This is a genomic window from Bradyrhizobium sp. SZCCHNR1098 (assembly GCF_032489375.1).
Classification (GTDB): domain Bacteria; phylum Pseudomonadota; class Alphaproteobacteria; order Rhizobiales; family Xanthobacteraceae; genus Bradyrhizobium.
The window spans coordinates 308279-334644 of sequence record NZ_JAUEXY010000006.1 but is presented as its reverse complement, the minus strand read 5'-3'; the positions used below and the strand labels follow the sequence as shown (position 1 = coordinate 334644).

Annotated in this window: 22 protein-coding genes and 1 pseudogene; 6 read left to right on the top strand and 17 right to left on the bottom strand. The window is 66.5% G+C overall.

The genetic code is table 11. The features are described from left to right. Positions 1 to 223: 223 nt before the first annotated feature. From QX135_RS15970 to QX135_RS15940, 7 genes are all read right to left on the bottom strand, one after another. Positions 224 to 1723, bottom strand: coding sequence for a tripartite tricarboxylate transporter permease (locus QX135_RS15970; RefSeq protein ID WP_315770925.1), 1500 nt, complete (start codon positions 1721 to 1723; stop codon positions 224 to 226). Then, positions 1723 to 2217, bottom strand: coding sequence for a tripartite tricarboxylate transporter TctB family protein (locus tag QX135_RS15965; protein ID WP_315739177.1), 495 nt, complete (start codon positions 2215 to 2217; stop codon positions 1723 to 1725). The genes QX135_RS15970 and QX135_RS15965 overlap by 1 nt, the downstream gene beginning before the upstream one ends. Further along, positions 2214 to 3182 carry a Bug family tripartite tricarboxylate transporter substrate binding protein gene (locus QX135_RS15960; protein ID WP_315739176.1) on the bottom strand — a complete coding sequence of 323 codons (969 nt, stop codon included), beginning with the start codon at positions 3180 to 3182 and terminating at the stop codon, positions 2214 to 2216. Before QX135_RS15960 ends, QX135_RS15965 begins: the two co-directional genes overlap by 4 nt. A gap of 168 nt (positions 3183 to 3350) precedes the next feature. Beyond that, a complete protein-coding gene (locus QX135_RS15955; protein WP_315739174.1) occupies positions 3351 to 3710 on the bottom strand; it encodes a hypothetical protein in 360 nt (119 codons plus the stop codon). 81 nt (positions 3711 to 3791) lie between these two features. Continuing rightward, the gene (locus QX135_RS15950; protein WP_315739173.1) at positions 3792 to 4070 is read right to left on the bottom strand and encodes a DUF3551 domain-containing protein; all 279 of its coding nucleotides are present in this window, start codon (positions 4068 to 4070) and stop codon (positions 3792 to 3794) included. Between the two features lie 100 nt (positions 4071 to 4170). Beyond that, positions 4171 to 4866, bottom strand: coding sequence for an RlmE family RNA methyltransferase (locus tag QX135_RS15945; RefSeq protein ID WP_315739172.1), 696 nt, complete (start codon positions 4864 to 4866; stop codon positions 4171 to 4173). A gap of 236 nt (positions 4867 to 5102) precedes the next feature. Further along, positions 5103 to 6176, bottom strand: coding sequence for a Ppx/GppA phosphatase family protein (locus tag QX135_RS15940; protein WP_315739171.1), 1074 nt, complete (start codon positions 6174 to 6176; stop codon positions 5103 to 5105). A gap of 200 nt (positions 6177 to 6376) precedes the next feature. Between QX135_RS15940 and QX135_RS15935 the strand changes: the two genes are divergently transcribed. Further along, complete coding sequence (locus tag QX135_RS15935; protein WP_315739169.1) at positions 6377 to 8752, top strand: xanthine dehydrogenase family protein molybdopterin-binding subunit; 2376 nt, start codon at positions 6377 to 6379, stop codon at positions 8750 to 8752. Positions 8753 to 9195: 443 nt separating this feature from the next. Here QX135_RS15935 and QX135_RS15930 read toward each other — a convergent pair whose 3' ends face one another. Beyond that, positions 9196 to 9996 (bottom strand): hypothetical protein, encoded by an 801-nt coding sequence (locus QX135_RS15930; protein ID WP_315739168.1) that lies wholly within the window; start codon positions 9994 to 9996, stop codon positions 9196 to 9198. A gap of 125 nt (positions 9997 to 10121) precedes the next feature. Here QX135_RS15930 and QX135_RS15925 point away from each other — a divergent pair, with 125 nt between their 5' ends. The 3 genes from QX135_RS15925 to QX135_RS15915 all read left to right on the top strand — a co-directional run bounded on the left by QX135_RS15925 (position 10122) and on the right by QX135_RS15915 (position 13673). Next, on the top strand, positions 10122 to 10625 hold the full coding sequence (locus tag QX135_RS15925; RefSeq protein ID WP_315739167.1) for a YaiI/YqxD family protein: 504 nt from the start codon (positions 10122 to 10124) through the stop codon (positions 10623 to 10625). Positions 10626 to 10629: 4 nt separating this feature from the next. Then, a complete protein-coding gene (locus QX135_RS15920; protein ID WP_316234154.1) occupies positions 10630 to 12441 on the top strand; it encodes an ABC-F family ATP-binding cassette domain-containing protein in 1812 nt (603 codons plus the stop codon). 152 nt (positions 12442 to 12593) lie between these two features. Beyond that, a complete protein-coding gene (locus tag QX135_RS15915; protein WP_316180487.1) occupies positions 12594 to 13673 on the top strand; it encodes a D-TA family PLP-dependent enzyme in 1080 nt (359 codons plus the stop codon). Between the two features lie 141 nt (positions 13674 to 13814). Here QX135_RS15915 and QX135_RS15910 read toward each other — a convergent pair whose 3' ends face one another. The 9 genes and pseudogenes from QX135_RS15910 to QX135_RS15870 all read right to left on the bottom strand — a co-directional run bounded on the left by QX135_RS15910 (position 13815) and on the right by QX135_RS15870 (position 24103). Continuing rightward, positions 13815 to 15071: an NAD(P)/FAD-dependent oxidoreductase gene (locus QX135_RS15910; RefSeq protein ID WP_410052066.1), complete on the bottom strand. Its 1257-nt coding sequence runs from the start codon at positions 15069 to 15071 to the stop codon at positions 13815 to 13817. Positions 15072 to 15201: 130 nt separating this feature from the next. Continuing rightward, positions 15202 to 16119 carry an SDR family NAD(P)-dependent oxidoreductase gene (locus tag QX135_RS15905; RefSeq protein ID WP_316180489.1) on the bottom strand — a complete coding sequence of 306 codons (918 nt, stop codon included), beginning with the start codon at positions 16117 to 16119 and terminating at the stop codon, positions 15202 to 15204. Between the two features lie 127 nt (positions 16120 to 16246). Further along, positions 16247 to 16723 carry a MaoC family dehydratase gene (locus QX135_RS15900; protein ID WP_316180491.1) on the bottom strand — a complete coding sequence of 159 codons (477 nt, stop codon included), beginning with the start codon at positions 16721 to 16723 and terminating at the stop codon, positions 16247 to 16249. Positions 16724 to 16729: 6 nt separating this feature from the next. Further along, positions 16730 to 18460: an AMP-binding protein gene (locus tag QX135_RS15895; protein ID WP_316180493.1), complete on the bottom strand. Its 1731-nt coding sequence runs from the start codon at positions 18458 to 18460 to the stop codon at positions 16730 to 16732. Further along, positions 18460 to 19368 (bottom strand): annotated as a pseudogene (mmsB, locus tag QX135_RS15890) (3-hydroxyisobutyrate dehydrogenase); the annotation flags it as partial. The pseudogene mmsB and the gene QX135_RS15895, both read right to left, overlap by 1 nt. Before the next feature lie 10 nt (positions 19369 to 19378). Next, the gene (locus tag QX135_RS15885; RefSeq protein ID WP_316180497.1) at positions 19379 to 20455 is read right to left on the bottom strand and encodes an enoyl-CoA hydratase/isomerase family protein; all 1077 of its coding nucleotides are present in this window, start codon (positions 20453 to 20455) and stop codon (positions 19379 to 19381) included. Then, positions 20452 to 21597: an isobutyryl-CoA dehydrogenase gene (locus QX135_RS15880; RefSeq protein WP_315776854.1), complete on the bottom strand. Its 1146-nt coding sequence runs from the start codon at positions 21595 to 21597 to the stop codon at positions 20452 to 20454. Before QX135_RS15880 ends, QX135_RS15885 begins: the two co-directional genes overlap by 4 nt. Before the next feature lie 170 nt (positions 21598 to 21767). Next, complete coding sequence (locus tag QX135_RS15875; protein ID WP_315739156.1) at positions 21768 to 23264, bottom strand: CoA-acylating methylmalonate-semialdehyde dehydrogenase; 1497 nt, start codon at positions 23262 to 23264, stop codon at positions 21768 to 21770. 182 nt (positions 23265 to 23446) lie between these two features. After that, complete coding sequence (locus QX135_RS15870) at positions 23447 to 24103, bottom strand: TetR/AcrR family transcriptional regulator (protein WP_315739155.1); 657 nt, start codon at positions 24101 to 24103, stop codon at positions 23447 to 23449. A 155-nt stretch (positions 24104 to 24258) separates the two neighbouring features. Between QX135_RS15870 and QX135_RS15865 the strand changes: the two genes are divergently transcribed. Both QX135_RS15865 and QX135_RS15860 read left to right on the top strand, forming a co-directional pair. Beyond that, positions 24259 to 25029 carry an enoyl-CoA hydratase gene (locus tag QX135_RS15865; protein WP_315797680.1) on the top strand — a complete coding sequence of 257 codons (771 nt, stop codon included), beginning with the start codon at positions 24259 to 24261 and terminating at the stop codon, positions 25027 to 25029. Between the two features lie 137 nt (positions 25030 to 25166). Next, positions 25167 to 26354, top strand: coding sequence for an acetyl-CoA C-acyltransferase (locus QX135_RS15860; protein ID WP_315739153.1), 1188 nt, complete (start codon positions 25167 to 25169; stop codon positions 26352 to 26354). The last annotated feature ends 12 nt before the right edge of the window (positions 26355 to 26366 follow it).

Genomic DNA, 26366 nt, shown 5'->3' with positions numbered 1-26366 from the left:
CTGCCCGTGTCGCGCAGCCCGTGTCCAGTTTGCGATCCTACGAAGTCCGCGCCGCATTCGTCCAAGTCTTAGCGCAGCCGGCTTTGCAGCGCCGTCGGCGCCTGCCAGGACATCGGGGGTATTCTCGCGTTAGTCTTAACCAACCGATAAGCCTCTGCCGGATGGCTGCGCCTACGCCGGGGATCGCGACCAGAGGTGGCGCGGTTCGGCTTACGCGCCACACTCAATCCTCATTCGCCTTGAAGCGCCCGAGTCCCTTGAGGACGAACGGCGCGACGAGCGCAATCAGCGCGACCGCCAGCAGAGTGGCAGAGATCGGCGACTGCAGCAGGGTCATGGGATCGCCGAGGCTGATCGCGAGCGCCCGCCGCAACTGGCTCTCGGCGATCGGCCCGAGGATCAGCCCGACCACGACCGGCGCAATCGGGAAATCGAACCGACGCATCAGGAAGCCGAGCACGCCGAAGCCGGCCAGCATCGACAATTCGACCACGGACGGCTTTGCGGCGATCGTCCCCATCGTGGCGAACACGAGGATGCCGGCGTAGAGCCAGGGCGTCGGGATCGCGAGCAGCTTCACCCACAGACCGACCAGCGGCAGGTTGAGCACCAGCAGCATCGTGTTGGCGATGAACAGGCTGGCGATCAGGCCCCAGACCAGGTCGGGCCGCTCGGCAAACAGCAGCGGGCCCGGATTGAGGCCATATTGCTGGAAGCCGGCGAGCATCATCGCGGCGGTCGCCGACGTCGGCAGGCCGAGGGTCAGCAGCGGCACCAAGGTGCCCGCGGCAGAAGCGTTGTTGGCGGCCTCAGGGCCGGCGACGCCTTCGATCGCGCCTTTGCCGAATTGGTCGGGATATTTGGTCAGGCGCCGCTCGGCAGAATAGGACAGGAACGTCGGGATCTCCGCCCCGCCCGCCGGCAGCGCGCCAATTGGAAAGCCGAACATGGTGCCGCGCAGCCACGGCTTCCACGACCGCTTCCAGTCCTCGCGCGTCATCCACAGCGAGCCCTTGATGGCCTCGATCTTCTCCTCGGTATGATGCCGGCGCGAGGCGACGTAGAGCGCCTCGCCGACCGCGAACAGGCCGACCGCCAAGGTCGTCACCTCGACGCCATCGAGCAGCTCCGGCACGCCGAAGGCGAGCCGCGCCTGCCCGGTGAGCTTGTCGATGCCGATGAGGCCGAGCGTGAGACCAATGAACAGGCTGGTGAGGCCGCGGATCGGTGAATCGCCGAAGGTCGCGGACACCGTGACGAAGGCGACGCACATCAGCGCGAAGTAGTCCTCCGGCCCGAAGCGCACGGCGATGTCGACGAGATACGGCGACAGGAAGGCGAGACCGATGGTGGCGATGGTGCCCGCGACGAACGAGCCGATTGCCGCCGTCGCCAGCGCCGGGCCGCCGCGGCCGGCCTTGGCCATCTTGTTGCCCTCGAGCGCGGTCGCCATCGAGGCGCTCTCGCCGGGGGTGTTGATCAGGATCGCGGTGGTCGATCCGCCATACATGCCGCCATAATAGATGCCGGCGAACATGATCAGCGAACCGCCGGGATCGAGCTTGTAGGTCACCGGCAGCAGCAGCGCGACGGTGAGCGCCGGCCCGATGCCCGGCAGCACGCCGACGGCGGTGCCGAGGAACACGCCGACCAGCGCATAGAGCAGGTTCATGGGCTGGACGGCGATCGCCATCCCATGCGCGAGCGCGGCAAAGGTGTCCATCAGAGCAGTCTTTCGAGCGGACCGGCGGGAAGGCTCAGGGTGAGGAGGCGGTCGAATGCGAGATAGATCAGCGTCGTCAGCACCGCGCCGATGACGAGATCGGTGACGAAGGCGCGCCGGCCGAACGCGGCCGACGTCGTCACGAACAGCGCGGTGGTCGCCAGGATGAAGCCGCCACCGAACCCGATGATCGCGATCAAGAGCGCAAGGCCTGCGAGGATCAACAGCACCGCCATCGGATCGGAGCTCTCGCGCGGCGGCAGGTTGCCTCTGAGGGCATCGATCAGATTGGCCAGTGCAAGAATGCCGAGCCCGATCGCGATCACGACCGGCATGACCTGCGGGCCCATGCCGTACATCGTGGTCGCCGGGATCTGATTGGCGTCATAGACAAGCACGAGCGCGACAGCCGCCAGCAGCGCCGCAATGACGATGCCGGCCTTGTCGACGCCACCCGAGGCGGGTGTCTCGGTGCCGGCACTCTCCGTCGTCATGACTTGACGAGGCCGACCGACTTCAACACGTCGGTGACGCGGACGTTCTCCTTTTTCAGGAAGTCGGCGAACGCATCACCCGGAAGATAGGCGTCATCCCAGCCTTTCTGCTTCAAGATCTCCTTCCACGCATCCGACTTCACCATCTTCTCGACGGCCTCGCTGAGCACCTTCTTCTGCTCCGGCGTGATGCCGGGCGCCGCGACCACCGAGCGCCAATTGGCGAGCACGAGGTCGATGCCCTGCTCCTTGAAGGTCGGGATGTCGACCCCTGGAATGCGTTTCTCCGAGGACACACCGATGGCGCGCAGCTTGCCGCTCTTGATCTGCCCGTCGTATTCCGACAGGCCGGAAATGCCCGCCGTGACCTTGCCGCCGAGGATCGCCGCCAGCGACTCGCCGCCGCCCGAGAACGGGATGTAGTTGACCTTCTTGGCGTCGGCGCCGACGGCGCCGGCGAACAGCGCCGCCATCACGTGATCGACGCCGCCGGCCGAGCCGCCGGCGAAGGTGACCTTGGCGATGTCGGCCTTCAGCGCCGCGGCGAGATCCTGCGCCGTCTTGATCGGCGAGTTCGCGGGCACGACGATGACCTGGATCTCCTCGGTCAGCCGCGCGATCGGCGTCACCTGCTCCAATGTCACCGGCGACTTGTTCATGGCGAGCGCGCCGACCATGACGAAGCCGTTGACCATCAGCTGGTTGCCGTCGCCCTTGGCGCCGTTGACGAACTGCGCGATGCCGACGGTGCCGCCGGCGCCAGCGACGTTGGTCACCTGGACGCTGCGTGCCACGCCCGACGCCACGAAGGCCTGCTGCATGGCCCGCGCGGTCTGGTCCCAGCCGCCGCCGGGCGCGGCAGGCGCCATCACCTTCAGCTCGAGCTGCTGGGCGAAGGCCGGAGCACCGGCAAGGAAGGTCAAAGCGACGACGGCGCCGAACAGGCGCGTACAGAACGAATTCAAAGCGGTCCTCCACGGTCGGCCGAACGAACGGCTCGCGTTTCTTCTCTTGCCCCTCACGAGCGGCATTTCAGCGGGAAATGCGGCCTCTGTCCAGACGGGATTGCTCGCGCCGTCGCCCGCGTTGCAGCAGCAGCCCTGGGAGGACGAGACGGTTGTGGGAGGAGCGGCCTAACCGCAAGTCCAGACCATCCCCACTGGCGTCCGCGTCCAGCACGGGCCGAAGCTGCCGCCATTGTAATGGCCGCGATAGAAGCCTGGCTGGCCGAAATAATGCCACTCGCCGTTGTAGAGCATGTATTTCGGCGTGCCGTCGATATACCAATGGCGGCGGCTGCCGCGCGGCCCGTTGCGCATGGCCTCCTTGTCGGCATAGAGCGGCAAGCTGTTGTTGGGCGGCTGCTTGTAGCCGGGCAGGAAGCCATAGCCCTGCCAGCGGTGCGCCTTGCGCTTGTGCGACGGCGCGGCGGTCGCGATCGCGGGGACCAGCAGCAGAAGCATCACGATCGCGACGATGAAACGATGCGGCATCACGGCAGCCCGATGGGTACGAGGGTCTCGAATCTTCAGTTCGATTGCGGCACGGCAACGGCCGTTCCGTCATGAAATGTTTCAGCGATGCCGCCGATGCGCGCGGCGCGGCGGAGGCGACGGCGGGGCGTAGAAGGGATTGAGATCGCACATCGCCGCACGGCCCGACGCCGTCGCGCGACATTGCGGCAGCGACGTATAGCTGCAGTCGATCCACTCGCCACCGCCAAACCGGCCGCCTTCATAGACCTTCATGCACACGGGATAGCGCGGATCGTAGGCCTGGGCGTGAGCCGGCCCCGATATGGCCGAGCCCACCATCAAAGCGACCGCGACAGCGCTGCAGGTCAGGACACGCATTTCGGGACCTCCGGAACGGGTCTCGTCGGCCCAAGCCGATTCCCGAGACCTTGTTGCATCTGCTCTGTATCGCCGGCGCTGGCCGGTCGCAATGACGCCGTTACAGCAGGTCGGCCTGCTCTCCGCCGCGGAACCCCATCGCCAGCACGTAGCGCTCCGACGAATCCTGCCGGCTCGCCGCCGGCTTGACGTGGCGGACGCTGGCGTAATCGCGCTTGAGCTGCGCCATCAAGTCGGCATCGGCGCCGCTCTGGAACGTCTTGGCGAGAAAGCTGCCGCCCGGTTTGAGCACCTCGCTGGCGAAATGCGCGGCGAGTTCGACGAGACCGACGATGCGCAGCTGGTCGGTCTTGCGGTGGCCGGTGGTGTTGGCCGCCATGTCCGACATCACCACGTCGGCACGCCCGCCGAGCATCGCGCGAAGCTTTTCCGGCGCGTCCTGGGCGTGGAAATCGAGCTGGGTGAAGGTGACGCCGGGGATCTCGCCCATCTCCAGCAGATCAATCGCGATCACCTTGCCCTTCCCGGCTTCGGCCCCGACCCGACGCGCCGCGATCTGGCTCCAGCCGCCGGGTGCGGCGCCGAGATCGACCACCGTCATGCCGGGCTTGAGCAGCCGGTATTTGTCATCGATCTCGAGCAGCTTGTAGGCCGCGCGCGAGCGATAGCCGTCGCGCTTAGCCTGGACGACATAGGGATCGTTGAGCTGGCGCTCCAGCCAGAGCTTCGAGGACAGCTTGCGCTTGCCTCCGGTCTTGACCTGCACATGCATGCGGCCGGTCGTGTCTTTTGCCATGTGTTTCTCGGTCGTCGTGACCAGACGCGGGAGGCGAAAATCCGTCCATGCTCGAGGTCTGGCGGAACTACAAAGGTCACCCTCCCCTGGAGGGGGAGGGTCGATCGGGAGCGAAGCGAGCGATCGGGGTGGGGTGAGCCACACGAAGACTGCTCGTGGAACTCACCCCACCCCGTCTCACATTGCGCTGCGCTCCATGTGAGACGACCCTCCCCCTCCAGGGGAGGGTAAAGTCGCTACGCCGTGCGCAGCGCACCGTCTTCGCGCATCATCTCGACCAGCATGCCCTCGCGCAGGCCGCGATCGGCGACGCGCAGCCGCGGCAACGGAAACGCCAGGCGAATCGCGTCGAGAATGGCGCAGCCCGCGAGCACGAGGTCGGCACGGTCGATGCTGATGCAGTTGTTCTCGGCGCGCTCCTGGTAGCTCATCGCCAGCAGCTTGGCGATCGTCGTCGTGATGTCGGCATCGTTGATCCAGATGCCATCGACCCGGCGCCGATCGTAACGCGCGAGGTTGAGATGAATGCCGCCGAGCGTCGTCACGGTGCCGGAGGTGCCGAGCAGGTGCATGCCGGAGAGGTCGCCGCCGTTCTCGGCCGCGAACGGCCCGACATGCTCGGCCACGGCCTCGACCATGGCGGCATAGATCTCCGGCGTCACGTCGCGGCCGCCGAAGCGTTCGGCCAGCGTCACGACGCCGAGCGGGATCGACATCCAGGCCTTGATCCTCGGCTCGGCGTTGCGGTCTGCCGGATCGCGCTCGATCCGCACCAGCTCGCTGGAGCCGCCGCCAATGTCGAACAGGATGGCCCCGCGCCCGCCTGGATCCAGTAGCGGCGCGCAGCCCTTGACGGCCAGCGCCGCCTCGGTCTCGCGGTCGATCACCTCGAGCTCGATGCCGGTCTCCGCCGCCACCCGGCTGCGGAACCCCTCCGCATTGGAGGCGGCGCGGCAGGCCTCGGTCGCGATCAGACGCAGGCGGCTGGCCTTCTTGGATTGGATCTTGTCCCGGCAGATGCTGAGCGCGGCGATGGCCCGATCCATCGCCGCATCGCTGATGCAGCCGGTGGTCGAGATGCCCTCGCCCAGCCGGACAATGCGCGAGAAGGAGTCGACCACGCGGAAACTGTCGCCCGAAGGACAGGCGATCAGGAGCCGGCAATTGTTGGTTCCGAGGTCCAGGGCCGCGTAGACGCTGCTGCCATTGCTGGCGCAGGAAGGCGTCGCGACGTCCAGACCCGGACGCAAGCCGGGCTCCAGGTTCCCGCGCGGCGTGGGACTCTCCCGCAGCCGCGTGTCATTGATCATTCAAATGTCTTTCCGCTGGCCGAACCGGCTCAGATGGAAGTTCTCTTTCGTGAGACATTATCAGTGGATAGCGCCGGCGCAACAGCCCCTCCGTCAGGCGTGATGCACCATTCCTAATCAACCGTTGTCCGGCCGCGGGCGCTGCACTATCTGGGAACAGCCCGCATTTGCGACCAATCCAGCCTCTTGGGTCCTCATTCATGCAAGATCACACCGTCCCGGCCTCCCTCGAAAACGCGATCGCGCTGCAGAAATTCGGCGTCGGGCAGCCGGTCCGGCGCAAGGAGGACGACACGCTGGTGCGCGGTCACGGCAAATATACCGACGATTTCAACCTGCCCGGCCAGGCCCATGCCTGGATCGTGCGCTCCAGCCACGCCCATGGCATCATCAAGAGGATCGACACCGCGGCCGCCAAGGCCATGCCCGGCGTGCTCGGGGTGTGGACTGGAGCCGACCTCGCCGGAGCCAACTATGGCCCGTTCACCTGCGGCCTGCCGCTGAAGGGCCGGGACGGCTCGCCGCTGCTGCAGACCAACCGGCCGGCGCTCGTCACCGACAAGGTGCGCTTCGTCGGCGACCCCGTCGCGTTCGTGGTGGCGGAGACCGCGGCCCAGGCCCGCGACGCGGCCGAGGCGGTCGAGGTCGATATCGAGCCCCTGCCCGCGGTCACCAATGCCGAGGAAGCCGCCAAGCCCGGCGCGCCGCAGCTCTATGACCATATCCCCAACAACGTCGCGCTCGATTATCATTACGGCGACACGGCCAAGATCGAAGAGGCCTTCGCCAAGGCCGCGCACGTCACCAAGCTCGACATCGTCAACACCCGCGTCGCCGTGGTGTCGATGGAGCCGCGCGTGGCGCTCGCCGCGTTCGACGGCAAGACCGAGCGCTTCACCTTGCAGGTGCCGACCCAGGGCGTGTCCGGCAACAAGGCGACGCTGGCCAAGATCCTCAACGTCGCACCGGACAAGGTCCGCATCCTCACCACCAATGTTGGTGGCTCGTTCGGGATGAAGAACGTCTCCTATCCTGAGTACGTCTGCATTCTGCACGCGGCGAAGCAGCTCGGCCGTCCCGTGAAGTGGCGCGACGAGCGCACCACCGCCTTCCTGTCCGACAGCCAGGGTCGCGACCAGATCATCCATGGCGAGCTGGCGCTCGACGCCGACGGCAAGTTCCTCGCTGTCAGGCTGTCCGGCTATGGCAATCTCGGCGCCTACATCATGGGCGTGGCGCCGCTGCCGCTGTCGCTCAACACCGGCAAGAACCTCGCCAGCGTCTACAAGACGCCGCTGCTGGGCGTCGACATCAAGACCGTGCTCACCAACGTCACCCTGATGGGCGCCTATCGCGGCGCCGGCCGCCCCGAGGCGAACTACTTCATGGAGCGGCTGATCGACACCGCCGCGCGCGAGATGGGCATCGACCGTCTCACCATCCGCAAGCGCAACTTCATCAAGCCGAGCCAGATGCCGTTCCCGGCCGCGTCGGGCGTGACCTACGACTCCGGCGACTTCGCCGCGGTGTTCGAGAAGGCGCTGCAGGTCTCCGACTACGCCGGCTTCGCCAAGCGCAAGCGCGAGAGCCGCAAGAACGGCAAGCTGCGCGGCATCGCGGTCGGCTCGTATCTCGAGGTGACCGCGCCGCCGTCGGGCGAGCTCGGCAAGATCACCTTCGACGCCGATGGCGGCGTGACCCTGACGACCGGCACGCTCGATTACGGCCAGGGCCACGCGACCCCGTTCTCGCAGGTCTTGTCGGCGCAGCTCGGCGTGCCCTTCGAGAAGATCAGGCTGGAGCAGAGCGATTCCGATCTCGTGCGGTTCGGCAACGGCACCGGCGGCTCGCGCTCGATCACCGCGACCGGCCAGGCAATCGTCGAGTCCTCGCAGCTCGTCATTGCCAAGGGCAAGCAGGCGGCGGCGCATCTGCTCGAAGCCTCGGAAGCCGACATCGAGTTCGCAGACGGCCAGTTCACCATCGCCGGCACCGACCGCAGCATCGACGTCATGGAGCTAGCGCGCCGCCTACGCGACGGCAAGATGCCCGAGGGCGTGCCGGCCTCGCTCGACGTCGACCACAACTCGACGGTCACGGAGTCGACCTTCCCCAATGGCTGCCACGTCTGCGAGGTCGAGATCGAGCCGGACACCGGCGTCGCGCAGATCGTCGCGTATACCGCAATCAACGACTTCGGCACGGTGATCAATCCGATGATCGTGGCCGGCCAGCTGCATGGCGGCGTCGCCCAGGGCATCGGCCAGGCGCTGATGGAGCATCTGCGCTACGACGAGAGCGGCCAGCCGATCACCGGCTCGCTGATGGACTACGCGCTGCCGCGCGCCTCCGACGTGCCGATGATGACGGTGGACAACCATCCGGTGCCCGCCAAGAGCAATCCCTTGGGCACCAAGGGCTGCGGCGAAGCCGGCTGCGCCGGCTCGATGGCGAGTGTGATCAATGCCGTGATCGACGCGCTGTCGGACTATGGCGTGAAGCACCTGGACATGCCGCTGACCACCGAGAAGCTCTGGCGCGCGATCCAGGACGGCAAGGCGAAGACCGCGGCGTAGCTGCTTCGCTGCGCTCGCGATGAGGCGAAAACATCTCATTGCTAAACGAAAAGCCCGTAGCCCGCACGAGCGCAGCGATATGCGGGGTCTCACGGGCCGTATCGGTGAACCCGGATGTCGCTCCCGCCTGCACCCGCGTGCGCGCATCCGGGCTACGGACTGTCGAGATTGGGCCGCGGGTCCTCTCCACGTCATTGCGAGCGTAGCGCGTAGCGAAGCAATCCAGAATCCTTCCACGGAGACAGTCTGGATTGCTTCGCTGCGCTCGCAATGACGGGAGCGTGGGGCGACCAGCATGCCCCAATCTCAACTGTCATCGTCCGCATGCGGACGATCCAATACTCCGAGGCGGCTACGATTCAGCCGAGACGTCGCGGCGTACTGGATGCTCCGCCTGCGCGGAGCATGACAGCTGCTTTATGGATGCCGCCTGCCTTTTACCATTACGCCGCCGCCTGCGCGCGCGGCTGGTAGATCGCCACATGGTGACAGTGCGCCAGCGGCCGCGTGCCGTTCGCCACCACCAGCGCATCGATCTCGACGAAGCGGTGTCCCTTCTTCTCGTAGTTCGCGACCACCCGGCCACGCGCGGTGATCTCGTCGGTTTCGGCAATCGCCGACAGCAGCTGCATGCGGCTGCCGACGTGAATCCACGGACCGAGCACGATGTTGTCGACCAGCAGGCGGTTCATCACCCGCTGCAGCATGCCGGGATGACCGAGCCGCTCGCCGGAATAGATCGGATCGCGCTCGCGAATCTCGGCGAGATAGGCCGTCGCCGCCTGCCCCGGCCAGGCGCGTGGCGCAGTGCCGAGCCAGTTGCCGACGGCGAACGAGTCTGCGCCGATCACCGACCGCACCGCTGCTGGCGGAACATCGCGATAGCCGGCCAGCACCACGTCCGGCGCCGCCGCCGGCAACGACGCGGAACCGGTGGCGCAGATCTCGCTTTTACTCGTCACCTCCAGGCGGAGCCCGTCGCCGACCTCCTCCGCCCTGACCTCGGCGATCTCGCCGTCATAGACCGGCTTGGTGAACCGCGCCTCGATCAGCCCGCGCTCCAGGAATGCCCGGCCCCAGCGCACAACCGGCTGATGCAGCATGTAGGCCAGCACCTCGACGCCGGGCACGAGGCCGCCGGCGAAGCCGAACCGGCGCGCCACGCTGTCATCGTGCATCTTGTTCTCGGACTGCTTGGCCGTGTTGAACGCCTCGACCGCATAGGTCGCGATTCCGTCTGCCATCCTTGCCTCCCTTTGACCCTTTTCGGGCGATGGTAACGGCCGGAAAGGTCCTGGCAAGGCCAGCGTTTGGCTCGCAATTTGGCTGGCGATGGGGTACCAACCGGCCACCCCCAGCAGAACGCCAGATGACGACCGAAACCGCCGAGCTCGCCCCTGTCACGATCTATGTCGACGCCGACGCCTGTCCGGTGAAGGACGAGATCTATCGCGTCGCGATCCGCCACGGCCTGCCAGTGATCGTGGTTGCGGGCGGCTTCATCCGCGTGCCCGAGGATCCCCTGATCACGCGCGTGGCGGCCGGCAGCGGCATGGATGCCGCGGATGACTGGATCGCAGAGCGCGCCGGCGCCGACGACGTCGTCATCACCGCGGACATTCCGCTGGCGAGCCGCTGCGTCAAGGCCGGCAGCGCCGTGATCGCACCGAACGGCAAGCCGTTCACCGAGGAGTCGATCGGCATGACGCTCGCTGTGCGCAACCTCATGACCGATCTGCGGTCATCGGGCGAGGTGACCGGCGGCCCGCGCTCGTTCACGCCGCGCGACCGCTCCACCTTCCTCTCCACCCTCGATACCACGATCCGCCGCCTGCAGCGCCAGCGCGCGGCGCGGGTCCAGCAGCAGAGCTAGAGATATGGCGCCGCCTCTCATCCAACTCAAAGACATCCGCCTGACCTTCGGCGGCACCGCGCTGCTGCAGGGCGTCGAACTGTCGGTCTCGCCCGGCGAGCGCGTCTGCCTGATCGGCCGCAACGGCTCCGGCAAGTCGACGCTGCTCAAGATCGCCGCCGGCCTCGTCGAATGCGACAGCGGCACCCGCTTCGTGCAGCCGGGCGCCACGGTTCGCTATCTGCCGCAGGAGCCGGATTTCTCCGGCCATGCCACCACGCTGTCCTATGTCGAGGCCGGGCTCGGCCCGGGCGACGATCACTATCAGGCGCGCTATCTCGTCGAGCAGCTCGGACTGACCGGAGAAGAGGATCCCGCGCATGTCTCCGGCGGCGAGGCGCGTCGCGCGGCGCTGGCGCGCGTGCTTGCGCCCAACCCCGACATCCTGCTGCTGGACGAGCCGACCAACCACCTCGACCTCACGACCATCGAGTGGCTGGAGAACGAGCTCGACGGCCGAAGCTCGGCGCTGGTGCTGATCAGTCACGATCGTCGTTTCCTTACCAATCTGTCCCGCGCGACCGCGTGGCTCGACCGCGGCCAGATCAGGCAGATCGACCGCGGCTTTGCGGCGTTCGAGGCGTGGCGCGACGAGGTGCTGGCGGAGGAAGAACGCGAGCAGCACAAGCTCGACCGCAAGATCGTCAACGAAGAGCACTGGCTGCGCTACGGCGTCTCCGGCCGCCGCAAGCGCAACGTCAAGCGGCTCGCCAATCTGCATGCGCTGCGCCAGCAGCGCCGCGACTATCGCGGCACGGCGGGCGCCGCCAACCTCGCCGCGGCCGAGGCCGACAAGTCCGGCAAGCTGGTGATCGAAGCGAAGGGCGCATCGAAGAGCTATGGTGATCGCAAGATCGTCGACAACTTCTCCATCCGCATCCAGCGCGGCGACCGCATCGGCATCGTCGGCCCCAACGGCGCCGGCAAGACCACGCTGGTCAACCTGCTCACCGGCGGCAGCGAGCCGGACAGCGGCAGCATCCGGCTCGGCGTCAATCTGGAGACGGCGACGCTCGACCAGCACCGCGAGAGCCTCGATCCCCGGACGACGCTCGCCGAAGCGCTGACCGGCGGCCGCGGCGATCACGTCATGGTGGCCGGCAAGCCGAAGCACGTCGTCGGCTACATGGAGGACTTCCTGTTCTCGCGCGAGCAGATGCGCACGCCGCTCGAAGTGCTCTCCGGGGGCGAGCGCGGCCGGCTGATGCTGGCGCGCGCACTGGCCAAGCCATCGAACCTGCTGGTGCTGGACGAGCCGACCAACGATCTCGACTTGGAGACACTCGACGTGCTCGAGGACATGCTCGGCGACTACGAGGGCACGGTGATCCTGATCAGCCACGACCGCGACTTCCTCGATCGCGTGGTCACCTCGGTGATCGTCCCCGAGGGCAACGGCAAATGGCAGGAATACGCCGGTGGCTACAGCGACATGCTGGCGCAGCGCGGCGCCGACCTGAAGCGCCAGCATGCCAAGGCGGCTGAGGAGAAGAAGGAAACCAAGCACGCGGCCGCGGCGCCTGCGAGCGCGCCGAAGCGCAAGCTCTCCTTCAACGAGAAGCACGCACTGGAGACCTTGCCGAAGACGATCGCCAAGCTGCAAGCCGAGATCGCCAAGCAGCAGGCCGTGCTCGCCGACCCCGCGCTGTATGCGAAAGACCGCAAGAAATTCGACGCCGCCTCCCTCACCCTCGCCACTGCGCAAGCCGAGCTCACCGCCGCCGAAGATCGCTGGTTGGAGCTCGAAGTGCTGCGCGAGGAGATCGAGGGCGCGTGACGTTCATCGAAATCACTTCGTCATTGCGAGCGAAGCGACATGTCCGCCATAGCCCGAAGGGCGACGGCGGAAGCAATCCAGGGCTGCAGTCGTGACTCTGGATTGCTTCGTCGCTTCGCTCCTCGCAATGACGGTTATATGGAGTAAATGACATGACCACCCCGCTCGCCGCCAAGATCGCCAGGGACTACGGCACGCCCTGCGCCGTCATCGACATGGACAGAGTTGAGCGCAACATCGCGCGCATCCAGGCCCAGTGCGAGGCCGCGGGCGTCGCCAACCGCCCGCACATCAAGACCCACAAGAGCCCGGTGCTGGCCAAGCTGCAGATCGAGGCCGGCGCGCAAGGCATCACCTGCCAGAAGATCGGCGAGGCCGAGATCATGGCGGCCGCTGGCATCAGTAACATCCTGATCAGCTACAACCTGATCGGCGAGGAAAAAATGGCGCGTCTTGCCGCGCTGCAGACCAAGGCCGATATGACCGTCGCCGCCGATAACGCGACCGTGATCGCCGGCCTGCCGCAGGCAGCAAAACAATCCGGCCGCACGCTGTCGGTCGTGGTCGAATGCGACACCGGCCGCAAGCGCGCCGGCGTCGAGACACCGGCCGAGGCGATCCAGCTTGCGCGCCAGATCAAGGCCAGCGAGGGCCTGCGCTTCGCCGGCTTCATGATGTACCCGACCGAGACCGGCTGGGACGAGGCGCAGCGCTTCTATGACGAGGCCCTGGCCGGCGTTCGCGCCGAAGGGCTGGAGGCTGCCATCGTCTCGACCGGCGGCTCGCCCAACCTGAAGAATCTCGGCAAGCTCAAGGGCGCCACCGAGCACCGGCCCGGCACCTACATCTACAACGACCGCATGCAGGTCGCCGCCGGGGTCGCGAGCTGGGACGACTGCGCGCTGCACATCTACTCCACCGTCGTCAGCCGCGCCGCGCCCGAGCGCGGCATCCTCGACGCCGGCTCGAAGACGCTGACGACCGACACCGGCGGCCTCGACGGCCACGGCCTGATCCTGGAGCACCCGGAAGCGAAGATCGCGCGCTTCGCCGAGGAGCACGGCTTCCTCGATCTCTCCCGCAGCAACACCCGCCCCAATGTCGGCGACGTCGTGCGCATCATCCCCAACCACGTCTGCGTCGTCGTCAACATGATGGACGAGGTCGTGATGGTCCGCGGCGAGGAGATCCTGGGCACGTTGCCGGTCGCGGCGCGGGGCAAGCTGCGGTAGGACGAAGCTCTCTCGCAGCGTCACTGCGAGGAGCGAAGCGACGATGACGAGAAATCTGTAGGGTGGGCAAAGGCGCGAAGCGTCGTGCCCACCGCGTTCTTGTACGAATGCCAATGGTGGGCACGCTTCGCTTTGCCCACCCTACAATTCGAGCCGCTTCAAGATGCCCCTGCCCGCGGCGGCCCCGGTCGCGAACGAGGCTTGCAGCAGATAGCCGCCGGTCGGGGCCTCCCAATCGAGCATCTCGCCGGCGGCGAACACACCGGGCAGGCGTTTGAGCATGTAATCGGCGTCAAGCTCGTCATGCGCGATGCCGCCGGCGCTGGAGATGGCGCGGGCGAGTCCGGCGGTGCCCGTCAGCTTCAGCGGCACGGCATTGATCAGCGCCGCGAGACGATCGGGCGGCAGCGACGAGAGTGACAGGCCGTGCGCCCTGGCCGCCTCCTGCAGCAGCCCGATCGCCACCGGCGACAACTGCACCGCCTTGCGCAGCACGTTCGAGAACGACTGCTTGCCGCGCGGTGCCGAGAGCCGCGTGATGAGATCGGCCGTCGCGAGGTCGGGCCGCAGCGCGACGTGCAGGATCGCCCCCCCTGTCAGCGCGATCGCCTCGCGCAGCTCGGCCGACAGCGCATAAACGGCGCCGCCCTCAATGCCATCGCGCGTGACGACAGCCTCCCCGCGCACGCCGCGATCACCGAACGACAGCGCGATGCCCTTCAGCGGCCGGCCCTCGAAGCGATCGCGGAAGATGTCTGACCAGGCGACGGTGAAGCCGCAATTGGCCGGCCGCAGCGGCGCGATCGCGACGCCCTTCGCCGCCAGGATCGGCACCCAGCCGCCGTCGGACCCGAGCCGCGGCCAAGAGGCGCCGCCGAGCGCGAGCACGACAGCGTCAGCGGCGACCGCGCGCGCTCCCGCCGGCGTCTCGAATGTGAGATGTTCGTCCGCGTCCCAGCCGGTCCAGCGATGCCGCAACTCGACGCGCACGCCCTGCGCATCGAGGCGGCGCAGCCACGCGCGCAGCAGCGGCGAGGCCTTCATTGCCCTCGGAAACACGCGGCCGGAGGAGCCGACGAAGGTCGGCTCGCCCAGCGCCTCGCACCAGTCGCGCAGCCGCTGCGGCGGGAACGCGCGGATCGCCGGCTCAAGCCACGCCGCCGCCTCGCGGTAGCGCGCCAGGAAGGCGGGCAGCTCTTCGCTATGGGTAAGGTTGAGGCCGCCGCGACCGGCCATCAGAAACTTACGCGCCACCGACGGCATCGCATCGTAGACGGTGACGGCGGTCCCGCCCTCGGCCAGCACCTCGGCCGCCATCAGTCCGGCCGGGCCGGCTCCGATGACGGCGACCTTGTTGAGCAGGCGGTTGGCCGTGTCCGACACGATATCTCCAGGCATCGACTCAGCCCCTCATCCTGAGGAGCGGCTGTAAGCCGCGTCTCGAAGGATGAGGCCCGTGCGCGGCCTCATGGTTCGAGACGCACGGCTTTGCCGTGCTCCTCACCATGAGGGTCCTACGAGTTTGCACTTACAGCTTGAGCCCCAGCCGCGCCGCAGCCTGGCCGACGTATTTCTGCGTCTGCTCGAATGCGCCCTGCAGCGCCCTCGCCTTCGACATGTCGCTGATCTCGGCAAAATGCGCGGCGATCGCGTCCGGCGTCCACTCCTCCGGCGGCAGGTTGATGCCCTCGCTCTCCAGGATCTTGATCACCGCGAACGAGCCGGCGCCGGCGCCCATGATGGTGCGGGTGGGCGCTTCCTCGCTGAGAAGATATTCGACGGCCGGCGTGATCGATTCCGGCTTCATCAGCTGCAGCGCCTGCGGTGGCAGCAGTTCCTCCGTCATGCGCGTCGCCGCCGTCGGCGAGATGATGTTGACGCGGATGTTGGTCTTGCGGCCCTCCTCCGCCAGCACGTTCATGAGGCCGACCATGCCGGTCTTGGCCGCGCCGTAGTTGGCCTGCCCGAAATTGCCGAACAGGCCCGAGGACGAGGTCGTCAGCACGATGCGGCCGTAATTGCGCTCGCGCATGCCGTTCCACACCGCCTTGCAGCAGTAGAAGCTGCCGACAAGATGCACATCCAGCACCTTGGCGAAATCGGCAACCTCCATCTTGCCGAACGACTTGTCGCGCAGGATTCCGGCATTGGCGCACATGATGTCGACGCTGCCCCACTCTTTGGTTGCGCGCTCGACCATCGCCGTGACCTGTTCGAAATTCGAGACGTCGGCACCGTCAGCCATCGCGGTGCCGCCGGCTTTGCGGATCTCTTCGACCACCGTCTCCGCCGCGGTCATCGAGCCGCCGGTGCCGTCGCGCGCGCCGCCGAAATCATTGACCACGACCTTGGCGCCGCGGCTCGCCAGTCCCAGCGCATGCGCGCGTCCGAGACCATTGCCTGCGCCGGTGACGATGGCGACGCGTCCGTCGAATCTGATTGCCATGATGTTTGTCCTAGGTTCTAGGCTCGTCATGCCCGGGCTTGACCCGGGCATCCATCACTTTCCATCAGTGAGATGGATCGCCGGGTCAAGCCCGGCGATGACGAGGGGTGGGTTGGGACGAAGAGAGTTAGCTGAGATAGATCAGTCCGATCCAGTCGGCGACCAGCGCGGGCTTGTCCTCGCCTTCGATCTCGACCGTGACATGGGTGCGCGACTGCAACTCCTTGGGCTTGCGCAGCGTGGCTTCCGCCAGCACGAAGCGGCCGCGCACGCGTTTTCCCGATTTCACCGGCGAGATGAAGCGCAGCTTGTCGAAGCCGTAATTGACGCCCATCGCCGTGCCCTCGATCGCCGGCATGACCTCGTAGGACATCACTGACAACAGCGACATTGTCAGGAATCCGTGCGCGATCGTGGTGCGAAACGGCGTCGCCTTGGCTTTCTCCGGATCGACATGGATGAATTGATGATCCTCGATCACATCGGCATAGGTGTCTATGCGCTGTTGATCGAGCACGTGCCACGATGACACGCCGATCTCCTGGCCCACCATGGCCTGATAGGCTGCGAGCGAAATCGGCGGCTTCTTCCAGATCTGGTTCATGCGTTCCTACACCTCGTGCCCGGACGGCCTGGTCTTCAGCTCCGGGAAATCCTCTTCCTTGAACTCCGTGCCGCGCAGATGATCCGTGCGGTCGTCCTCATGCTCCAGCCGGCGCAGCTGCACGCGGCGGATCTTTCCGGAGATCGTCTTCGGCAGCTCGCTCACGAGCTCGAGCCGGCGGATGCGCTTGAACGGCGCCAGCCGCGCCTGAAGATGCACGAAGATCGACAGCGCCGTGGCGCGCGAGCGCTCCGCGCCCGCCGTCAGCAACACATAGGCTTTCGGGATGGCGAGACGGATGGGATCCGGAGACGGCACAACAGCAGCCTCGGCGACGGCCTCATGCTCCAGCAGCACGCTTTCCAGCTCGAACGGCGAGATGCGGTAGTCGGACGATTTGAACACGTCGTCGGAGCGGCCGACGAAGGTGAGATAGCCGTCGCCGTCCTGGAACACGACGTCACCCGTGCGGTAGCGCGTGCCATCGGCGCCGGACAGCTTACCGTCGTCGCCCTGATAGCCCTGCATCAGGCCGGCCGGACGCTCGCCGGTGAGCGCCAGCGTGATCTCGCCTTCGCTGGCGAGATTGCCGTCGATGTCGGCGACCTCGACGCGATAGCCCGGCAGCGGCCGACCCATCGAGCCGATCTTCAGTTTCTGGCCCGGCGAGTTGCCGACGATGGCCGCGGTTTCGGTCTGGCCATAGCCGTCGCGAATCGTCAGCCCCCAGGCGGCTCGCACCTGATCGATCACCTCCGGATTGAGCGGCTCGCCGGCGCCGCAGGCCTCGCGCAACGAGACCTTGAAGTCGGCGAGATGCTCCTGGATGAACAGCCGCCACACCGTGGGCGGCGCGCACAGCGTCGTGACGCCGCAGCGCTTGATGATGGCGAGCAGTCCCTTGGCGTCGAAGCGCGGCTGATTGACCACGAATACGGTGGCGCCGGCATTCCAGGGCGAGAAGAAGCAGCTCCAGGCATGCTTGGCCCAGCCCGGCGAGGAGATGTTGAGATGCACGTCGCCCGGCTGCAGGCCGAGCCAGTACATCGTCGAGAGATGGCCGACCGGATAGCTGCGATGGCTGTGCCGCACCAGCTTCGGCTTGGCCGTCGTTCCCGAGGTGAAATACAGCAGCATCGGATCATCCGGCTGCGTCGGCCCATCCGGCGTGAACGCCTCGGCCGCGTCGGCCGCCTGCTCGAACGGCAGCCAGCCGGCAGGCGCTGCCGGCGCGCCGACGACGATCCGGACGAGATCATCGGCGCCGAGATCGGCGAACTTCGCCACCTGGTCCTGCGCGGCGACGACGGCTTTGGCGCGGCCGCGCTCCAGGCGATCACGCAACTCGTCGGTGGTCAGCAGCGTGGTCGCAGGGATCACGACGACGCCGAGCTTCATCGCCGCCAGCATCGTCTCCCACAGCGGCACGACATTGCCGAGCAGCAGCAGCAGATGGTCCCCGCGCTTCAGCCCCTGCGCGCGCAGGAAATTCGCGACCTGGTTGGAGCGGCGCGACAGCGCCGCAAAGGACAGCTTGGTCTGGCGGTCCTGCGCGGCATCGAAGATCCATAGCGCCGTCCGCTCGCGACTCTCCGGATCAGATGCGAGTTCGGCATCGAACCAGTCGAGCGCCCAGTTGAACGGGACGGGATCGGGCCAGCGAAAACCCTTCACGGCCGCATCGTAGTCGGTGCGATGCGCCAGCAGAAACGCGCGTGCGTCCTTGAATGTCGTCATCAGATGGTCCCGGCGAGCTTACGGACGTGCTGAATGATCCCTGAAAAGTCGACGCCGCCATGGCCGGCAGCCTCAAATGCCTTATAGATCTCCTGCGCATGCTGCCCGAGCGGCGTCGCCGCGCCGGCCGCCTTGGCGGCGTCCTGCGACAGCGTGAGGTCCTTGAGCATCAGCGCGGTCGCAAAGCCGGGCTTGTAGTCGTTGTTGGCCGGCGAGGCCGGCACCGGGCCCGGCACTGGGCAATAGGATGTCAGCGACCAGCACTGCCCTGACGAGGTCGAGGCGACGTCGAACAGCGCCTGATGCGACAGGCCGAGCTTTTCGCCGAGCGCAAAGGCCTCGCTCACCGCGATCATCGAAATGCCGAGGATCATGTTGTTGCAGATCTTGGCCGCCTGCCCCGCGCCGGCGCCGCCGCAATGGACGATCTTCTTGCCCATCTTCTCCAGGATCGGCTTCGCCGTGGCGAAGGCGCTTTCCTCGCCGCCGCACATGAAGGTGAGCGTTGCGGCCTTGGCGCCGCCGGTGCCCCCGGACACCGGCGCGTCCACGGCGGCGATGCCGTGCTTCGCAGCCAGCGCATGCGCGGCGCGCGCGCTCTCGACGTCGATGGTCGAGGAATCGATGATCAGCGCGCCCTTCGTCATTGCCGGCACGACCTCGGTCCAGACTGCCAGCACATGCTTGCCGGCCGGCAGCATGGTGACGACGGCATCGGCGCTTTTGGCCGCGGCGACGGCGCTGTCGGCGATTTCGGCGCCATCGGCCTTGGCCTGGGCGCGCGAGGTCTCGACCAGATCGAACGCGACCACCTTGTGGCCGGCCTTGACCAGGTTGGCGGCCATTGGTCCGCCCATGTTGCCGAGGCCGATGAATGCGATCGTTGCCATGGTTCGTTCTCTCCCCTCGACCTGATTGTTATTTGCTCTGCGGAAAGGTCAGCTCGTCGGCGCCAATCTCGGCAAGATATGGCGCCAGCATGTCCGGTGTCACCTGATCGACATCAGGCGGCGACCATCTGGGATTGCGGTCCTTGTCGATGATCGCCGCACGCACGCCCTCGCGGAAATCGTCGCTGCGGAACACTTCGAGCGCCGCACGATACTCGCGCACCAGGCATTCCTCCAGGGACGCCGCACCGCGTGCCAGTCGCAGCAGCTTGAGCGTCACGACCATGCCGCGCGGCGACTTCTCCTTCAGCATCTTCAGCGTCGCCAACGCGAGCTCCGAGCCGTCCGCTCTCAGCGCGGTAAAGATGTCGTGCATGCTGTCATGGGCGAACCACGCGTCGATCTTCGCCTGCTGCGCCGCCACCGGGCCGGCCGTCTCCGACGTCGCGAAGCCGGCGATCAGCCGGTCGATCTCGATCGACAGCGTGCCCGGCCTGACTTTGGTCAGGACCTCGCGCAGCGCCGGCCATCTCTCGGTCGGCACCACGGCATCGGCAAAGCGCGCATGGATCGCATCGGGCCCGTTCATGGTCTGCCCGGTCAGGCCGAAATAGGCGCCGAGTTCGCCAGGCGCGCGCGACAAGAGCCAGGTGCCGCCGACGTCGGGAAAGAAGCCGAGGCCGACTTCCGGCATCGCGAGCTTGGTCTTCTCGGTCACGATGCGGTGACGGCCATGCGCCGACAGCCCGACGCCGCCGCCCATCACCAGCCCGTCCATGTAGGCGACATAGGGTTTTGGGAACGCCCCGATGCGCGCGTTCATGATGTATTCCTGGCGCCAGAACACCTTGCCGAGATCGCCGTTCGTCTTCGAGCTCTCATAGAGCCCGCGGATGTCGCCGCCCGCGCAAAGTCCACGCTCGCCCGCGCCTTCGAGCACGACAATTGCGACGGCCGGATCGCCCTCGAACCGATCCAGCGCGGCGTCGATGCCCATCGACATCTCCAGCGTCATCGCGTTGATCGCCTTCGGCCGATTCAGCCGGATGATGCCGGCCGAGCCTTCGCGGCGGATGATCAGGTCGCCTTCGATGACCTCGCTCATCGCGCCGCCTCGATCAGCTTGCGCGACACGATCAGGCGCATGATCTCGTTGGTGCCTTCGAGAATCTGGTGCACGCGCAGATCGCGGACGATCTTCTCGATGCCGTATTCGCTCAAATAGCCGTAGCCGCCGTGCAGCTGCAGCGCCTGGTTGGCGACCTCGAAGCCGACATCGGTCCCGAAGCGCTTGGCCATGGCGCACAGCATGGTCGCGTCAGCATCCTTGCGGTCGAGCGCAGCCGCCGCGCGCCAGACGAAGGTGCGCGCCGCCTCCAGCTCGATCGCCATGTCGGCGATGCGAAACTGCAGCGCCTGGAATTCGTCGAGCCGCTTACCGAACGCCTTGCGCTCTTTCGTATAGGCCAGCGTCTTGTCGAGCGCCGCCTGCGCGCCGCCGAGCGAGCAGGCGGCGATGTTGAGACGGCCGCCGTCGAGCCCTGCCATCGCGATCTTGAACCCAATGCCCTCCTCACCCAGCCGGTTGGCCACCGGCACCCGCGCATTCTCGAAGATCACGGCCCGGGTCGGCTGCGCATTCCAGCCCATCTTGCGCTCATTGGCGCCGAACGACACGCCGGGGGCATTGGCGTCGATCACCAGCGTGGAGATGCCTCCGGGACCATCGGCGCCGGTTCGCACCATCGCGACGAGGATATCGGTGGCGCCGGCACCGGAGATGAACTGCTTCTGCCCGTTGAGCACGTAGTCGTCGCCGTCGCGCACCGCGCGCGTGCGCAGCGCCGCCGCATCGGAGCCCGCGCCCGGCTCGGTCAGGCAGTAGCTCGCGATCAGGTCCATGGCGCAGAGCTTCGGCAGGTAAGCCTGGCGCTGGGCCTCGGTACCGAAGGTGTCGATCATCCACGAGGCCATGTTGTGGATCGAGATGAAGGCTGACACCGTGGGGCAGCCCGTCGCCAGCGCCTCGAAGATCAGCGCCGCATCGAGCCGGCTGAGACCCGAGCCGCCGACATCGTCGCGGATGTAGATGCCGCCCATGCCGAGGCCCGCCGCCTCCCGCATCACATCGACGGGAAAATGCTTCTCCTCGTCCCAGCGCAGCGCATGCGGGGCAATCTTCTCGGCCGCGAAGGCGCGCGCCATGTCGCGCACCGCGATCTGATCCTCGTCGAGAGCGAACTGCATCCGTTCTCCGCGTTTCCTGGTCTTGTTTGTTGGTCTTTGCGCTTTCCTCATGCGCCGTCATTGCGAGGAGCCGAAGGCGACGAAGCAATCCAGACTGCCTCTGCAGAAAGATCCTGGATTGCTTCGCTTCGCTCGCAATGACGAAGGAGAGAGTCCGAACGGACCCGACCTCACTTCATCAGCGGGATCGAGAACTCCGCGCCTTCCTTGACACCGGACGGCCAGCGCGAGGTGACGGTCTTGGTCTTGGTGTAGAAGCGGATCGAATCCGGACCGTGCTGGTTGAGGTCGCCGAAGCCGGACTTCTTCCAGCCGCCGAAGGTGTAGTAGGCGATCGGCACCGGGATCGGCACGTTGATGCCGACCATGCCGACATTGACCTTGGCCGCGAAGTCGCGCGCCGCGTCGCCATCGCGGGTGAAGATCGCGACGCCGTTGCCGTAATCATGCTCCGACGGCAGCGCCAGCGCCTCGGCGTAGTCCTTGGCGCGCACGACCGACAGCACCGGGCCGAAGATCTCCTCCTTGTAGATCCGCATGTCCTTGGTGACGTTGTCGAACAGACACCCGCCCATGTAGAAGCCGTTCTCGTAGCCCTGCATCTTGAAGCCGCGGCCGTCGACGGCGAGCGTCGCGCCTTCCTTGAGGCCAATATCGACATAATTCTTGACGCGCTCGACCGCCTCGCGGGTCACCAGCGGACCGAAATCGGCCGAGGGATCGACCGAGGTGCCGATCTTCAGGCTTTCAACGCGCGGGATCAGCTTCTCCATCAGCCGGTCGGCCGTGGTCTTGCCGACGGGCACGGCGACCGAGACCGCCATGCAGCGCTCGCCGGCCGAGCCGTAGCCGGCGCCGATCAGCGCATCGACCGCCTGGTCGAGATCGGCGTCCGGCATGATGATGGCGTGGTTCTTGGCGCCGCCGAAGCACTGGCAGCGCTTGGCGTGCGCAGCCGCGCGCTCATAGATGTACTGCGCGATCGGCGACGAGCCGACGAAGCCGATCGCCATGATGTCCGGATCCTCGAGGATGGCGTCGACCGCCTCCTTGTCGCCGTTGACGACGTTGAGGATGCCCGCCGGCAGCCCGGCCTCGATCATCAGCTCGGCGAGCTTCATCGGCACGCCCGGATCGCGCTCCGAGGGCTTGAGGATGAAGGCATTGCCGCAGGCGATGGCAGGGGCAAACTTCCACATCGGAATCATCGCCGGGAAATTGAACGGCGTGATGCCGGCAACGACACCGAGCGGCTGGCGCATCGAATAGATGTCGATGCCGGGGCCGGCTCCCTCAGTGTACTCGCCCTTCATCAGGTGCGGAATGCCGCAGGCGAACTCCGCGACCTCCAGGCCGCGCTGGATATCGCCCTTGGCGTCGGGGACGGTCTTACCATGCTCCCGCGCAAGCAGATCGGCGAGCTGGTCATAGTCGCGCTGGACGAGTTCGACGAACTTCATCATCACGCGGGCGCGGCGCTGCGGATTGGTCGCGGCCCAGGCCGGTTGCGCCGCCTTTGCGTTCTCGACAGCGGCACGGAGCTCGGCGCGAGAGGCCAGCGCGACCTTGGCCTGAACGTCGCCGGTCATGGGCTCGAAGACGTCGGCCGTCCGTCCAGACGTGCCCTTGACCTCTTTGCCGCCAATGAAATGACCGATCGAACGCATGGGGTATCCTCCGCAGGGGTAAGCAGTGCCGATTTGGCCGGCATCTTGCAGTCTTTGCGGCGTTTGGGAAGGGTCTAAGCGCTGCCCGGCGCTGCGAAAATGCCGCCCCTTCGCTCGGCCGGCACGATCACGGCAGACCCTGCAGCGTGGCGCGCTGCGTCCACCATCCGAGCCGCGACGGATCAGCGCTTCGCGGCTGCCGCCTTCTTCACGGGCCTTTTCGCGGGCGCCCGCGCAGGGGCCCTCCCCGCCGGCCCGCCGCCGCTGGCGACAGCCAGCGCCACCTCGCGCCCGGAGCTCAGGATTTCGTCTGACAATTCGCCGCTGCCCATGAGTCGCGCCATCACGAGCGTCCCCATCAGCGTCGCGAGCATCGCCGAAGCCCGCCTTCGCGCAGTCTTGGCCGGCACGTCGCTGATGTACTCGGCGAACAGGGCGATCAGCTCTTCCAGCTTCGCAGCAAAGGCCTTGCGGGTCTTTGCGCTCTCGCGGGCGATTTCCGCTCCAAGCGCAGGAACCGCGCAGCCGTGACCGACATCGTCGCGATGAGCCGCGGACAGATAGCCGTCGACGATGGCCGCGAGTCGCTTCTGCGGCGGCAGTTGGTCCAGCAGCTTGCGCCAATGCTCAATCGAACGGTCGATCGCATAACCGAACGCCTCCACGACCAGCGCCTCGCGCGAATCGAAATGCGCATAAAAGCCGCCATGAGTCAGCCCGGCCTCCTTCATCAGGTCGGCAACCCCGACACCGTGAGCACCACGCTCGCGCAGCCGCACCGATGCCTTGCGCACGATCCGCGCGTGGGTTTCCGCCTTGTGTTCCGGAGAGTAACGCATTGCCGTCCCATTGAATGTCTGCGGTCATACAATAACAGTTCTGCGTCCTGCTGACTGCAGCTATTTGATGAATTCGAGTTGATCTAAATCAACTTCGCTGGCCTGATTTATTCCCGGCACACTCTCCCTTGCCCAGGAACCCGACGAGGACAACCATGGACATGCTCAATTCCCACTGCGGCGTGAGTCGTGACGGCCGCGGCGTGGTCCGGCTGACGATCTGCAATGCCGGTCCGCTCAATATTCTCGGTTCGGCGGCGATTCTCGACATAGAAGCCGGCCTGCAATCGCTCGCCGCCGAAGCCGGCATTCGCGTTCTCGTTTTGGCCGGCGAAAGCGGGAAGAGCATGATCGGCGGCGCCGACATCAAGGAGATGGCGACGCTCGATCAGGCTTCGGCGGAAACGTTCATCTCGCGACTTGCCGGGCTCTGCGATGCGGTGCGAAATTTTCCTGCACCCGTGATTGCGCGGATGCCGGGGTGGTGTCTGGGTGGCGGATTGGAGGTCGCAACGGCCTGCGATATCCGTGTCGCGGCACCTGATGCCAAGTTCGGCATGCCCGAGGTTCGTGTCGGCATCCCCTCGGTCATTCATGCCGCGTTGCTGCCGCGTCTCATCGGCTGGGGCCGCACGCGCTGGCTGCTGATGACGGCCGAGACGATCGACGCGCCGACGGCGCTCGCCTGGGGCCTTGTCGATGCCGTCGCCACCGAGGGAGAGCTCGACATCGCGGTCGAGAAGGCCGTGGCATCCCTGCTCGCCTGCGGTCCCGAAGCGCTGCGGACTCAGAAGGCTCTGCTGCGGCAATGGGAGGAGCTGCCGCTGAAGGAGTCCGTCGAGATATCGATCGGCGCCTTCGGACGGTCGTTCCTGACCGACGAGCCGAAACGGCTGATGCAGCAGTTCATCGACCGCAAGCGATAGCAAGTTTCTCCAAGTCTCGTCTCACGGATTCCGGCAGTGTCGCGCCAGCTTCACGACAAGTTCAGCGCGATTGCCGGGGTTTCCTTTTTCGTGATGTCATTATATGATGATCATCATCTTTTTTAAGGGAGCCTGTCATGGCCTCGTCCGATCCCGTCGTGATCCTGTCCGCTGCCCGCACTCCACTCGGCCGCTTCATGGGCGAGTTGTCGCCGCTGAGTGCGCACAAGCTCGGTGCGCACGTGATCAAATCCGCGCTCGAACGCGCCGCCGTTTCGCCTGACGCGGTCACGGAGGTTGTCATGGGCAACGTGCTTCCTGCAGGTCAGGGCCAGGCTCCGGCGCGGCAGGCGGCACGGGGCGCCGGCCTGCCCGATGCCACGGGCGCCACCACCATCAACAAGGTCTGCGGCTCTGGAATGAAGGCCACGATGCTGGCGCACGATATCATCCAGGCCGGTTCTGCCGACCTCGTCGTGTCCGGTGGCATGGAAAGCATGAGCAACGCGCCGTATCTGCTGACCAAGGCGCGCGGCGGCTATCGTGCCGGGCACGATCGGATCCTCGATCACATGATGCTGGACGGCCTGGAGGACGCCTATGAGACCGGACGCTCGATGGGCGATTTTGGCGAGGCGACGGCCGAGGCCTATCAGTTCACCCGCGCCGACCAGGATGCCTACGCCGTCGAGACGCTGACGCGTGCGCGCAGGGCGGTCGAGAGCGGCGCATTCAAGGCCGAGATCGCGCCGATCACGCTCGTCGAGAAATCCGGCGCACGTCTGGTCGTCAATGACGAGCATCCGCTCAAGGTCGATCCGGCGAAGATCCCGGCGCTGAAGCCGGCGTTCCGCAAGGACGGCACTATCACGCCCGCGGCGTCCTCTGCGAACGCGGATGGTGCCGCAGCGCTCGTACTCGCCAAGCGCTCGCGTGCGGACCGTGACGGGCTGCCCATCATCGCGGAGATCAAGGGCCACGCCACGCACAGCCAGGAGCCGCAATGGTTCACGACCGCGCCGATTCCGGCGATCAGGAAGCTGCTCGACAAGGTCGGCTGGCGGGTGGAGGATGTCGACCTGTTCGAGATCAACGAGGCGTTTGCGATCGTCGCGATGGCCGCGCAGCGCGACCTTGGCATTGCGCGTGACCGGCTGAACGTCAACGGCGGCGCCTGCGCGCTGGGCCATCCCATCGGCGCCACCGGCGCGCGGCTGATCGTGACGCTGCTGCATGCGATGCAGGCCCGCGGACTAAAGCGCGGCGTGGCGTCGCTATGCATCGGTGGCGGCGAGGCGACTGCGATCGCCGTAGAGCGACCTTGATGTCCTGAAACG

What these genes read in the sequence shown, in the direction of transcription:
- QX135_RS15860 (WP_315739153.1), top strand. Translation starts at nt 25,167, where the DNA reads ATGGCCTCGTCCGATCCCGTCGTGATCCTGTCCGCTGCCCGCACTCCA.
- QX135_RS15905 (WP_316180489.1), bottom strand. Translation starts at nt 16,119, where the DNA reads ATGGCAATCAGATTCGACGGACGCGTCGCCATCGTCACCGGCGCAGGC.
- QX135_RS15940 (WP_315739171.1), bottom strand. Translation starts at nt 6,176, where the DNA reads ATGATCAATGACACGCGGCTGCGGGAGAGTCCCACGCCGCGCGGGAAC.
- QX135_RS15870 (WP_315739155.1), bottom strand. Translation starts at nt 24,103, where the DNA reads ATGCGTTACTCTCCGGAACACAAGGCGGAAACCCACGCGCGGATCGTG.
- QX135_RS15965 (WP_315739177.1), bottom strand. Translation starts at nt 2,217, where the DNA reads ATGACGACGGAGAGTGCCGGCACCGAGACACCCGCCTCGGGTGGCGTC.
- QX135_RS15955 (WP_315739174.1), bottom strand. Translation starts at nt 3,710, where the DNA reads ATGCCGCATCGTTTCATCGTCGCGATCGTGATGCTTCTGCTGCTGGTC.
- QX135_RS15945 (WP_315739172.1), bottom strand. Translation starts at nt 4,866, where the DNA reads ATGGCAAAAGACACGACCGGCCGCATGCATGTGCAGGTCAAGACCGGA.
- QX135_RS15915 (WP_316180487.1), top strand. Translation starts at nt 12,594, where the DNA reads ATGACCACCCCGCTCGCCGCCAAGATCGCCAGGGACTACGGCACGCCC.
- QX135_RS15930 (WP_315739168.1), bottom strand. Translation starts at nt 9,996, where the DNA reads ATGGCAGACGGAATCGCGACCTATGCGGTCGAGGCGTTCAACACGGCC.
- QX135_RS15865 (WP_315797680.1), top strand. Translation starts at nt 24,259, where the DNA reads ATGGACATGCTCAATTCCCACTGCGGCGTGAGTCGTGACGGCCGCGGC.
- QX135_RS15950 (WP_315739173.1), bottom strand. Translation starts at nt 4,070, where the DNA reads ATGCGTGTCCTGACCTGCAGCGCTGTCGCGGTCGCTTTGATGGTGGGC.
- QX135_RS15935 (WP_315739169.1), top strand. Translation starts at nt 6,377, where the DNA reads ATGCAAGATCACACCGTCCCGGCCTCCCTCGAAAACGCGATCGCGCTG.
- QX135_RS15875 (WP_315739156.1), bottom strand. Translation starts at nt 23,264, where the DNA reads ATGCGTTCGATCGGTCATTTCATTGGCGGCAAAGAGGTCAAGGGCACG.
- QX135_RS15910 (WP_410052066.1), bottom strand. Translation starts at nt 15,071, where the DNA reads ATGCCTGGAGATATCGTGTCGGACACGGCCAACCGCCTGCTCAACAAG.
- QX135_RS15900 (WP_316180491.1), bottom strand. Translation starts at nt 16,723, where the DNA reads ATGAACCAGATCTGGAAGAAGCCGCCGATTTCGCTCGCAGCCTATCAG.
- QX135_RS15895 (WP_316180493.1), bottom strand. Translation starts at nt 18,460, where the DNA reads ATGACGACATTCAAGGACGCACGCGCGTTTCTGCTGGCGCATCGCACC.
- QX135_RS15925 (WP_315739167.1), top strand. Translation starts at nt 10,122, where the DNA reads ATGACGACCGAAACCGCCGAGCTCGCCCCTGTCACGATCTATGTCGAC.
- QX135_RS15885 (WP_316180497.1), bottom strand. Translation starts at nt 20,455, where the DNA reads ATGAGCGAGGTCATCGAAGGCGACCTGATCATCCGCCGCGAAGGCTCG.
- QX135_RS15920 (WP_316234154.1), top strand. Translation starts at nt 10,630, where the DNA reads ATGGCGCCGCCTCTCATCCAACTCAAAGACATCCGCCTGACCTTCGGC.
- QX135_RS15970 (WP_315770925.1), bottom strand. Translation starts at nt 1,723, where the DNA reads ATGGACACCTTTGCCGCGCTCGCGCATGGGATGGCGATCGCCGTCCAG.
- QX135_RS15880 (WP_315776854.1), bottom strand. Translation starts at nt 21,597, where the DNA reads ATGCAGTTCGCTCTCGACGAGGATCAGATCGCGGTGCGCGACATGGCG.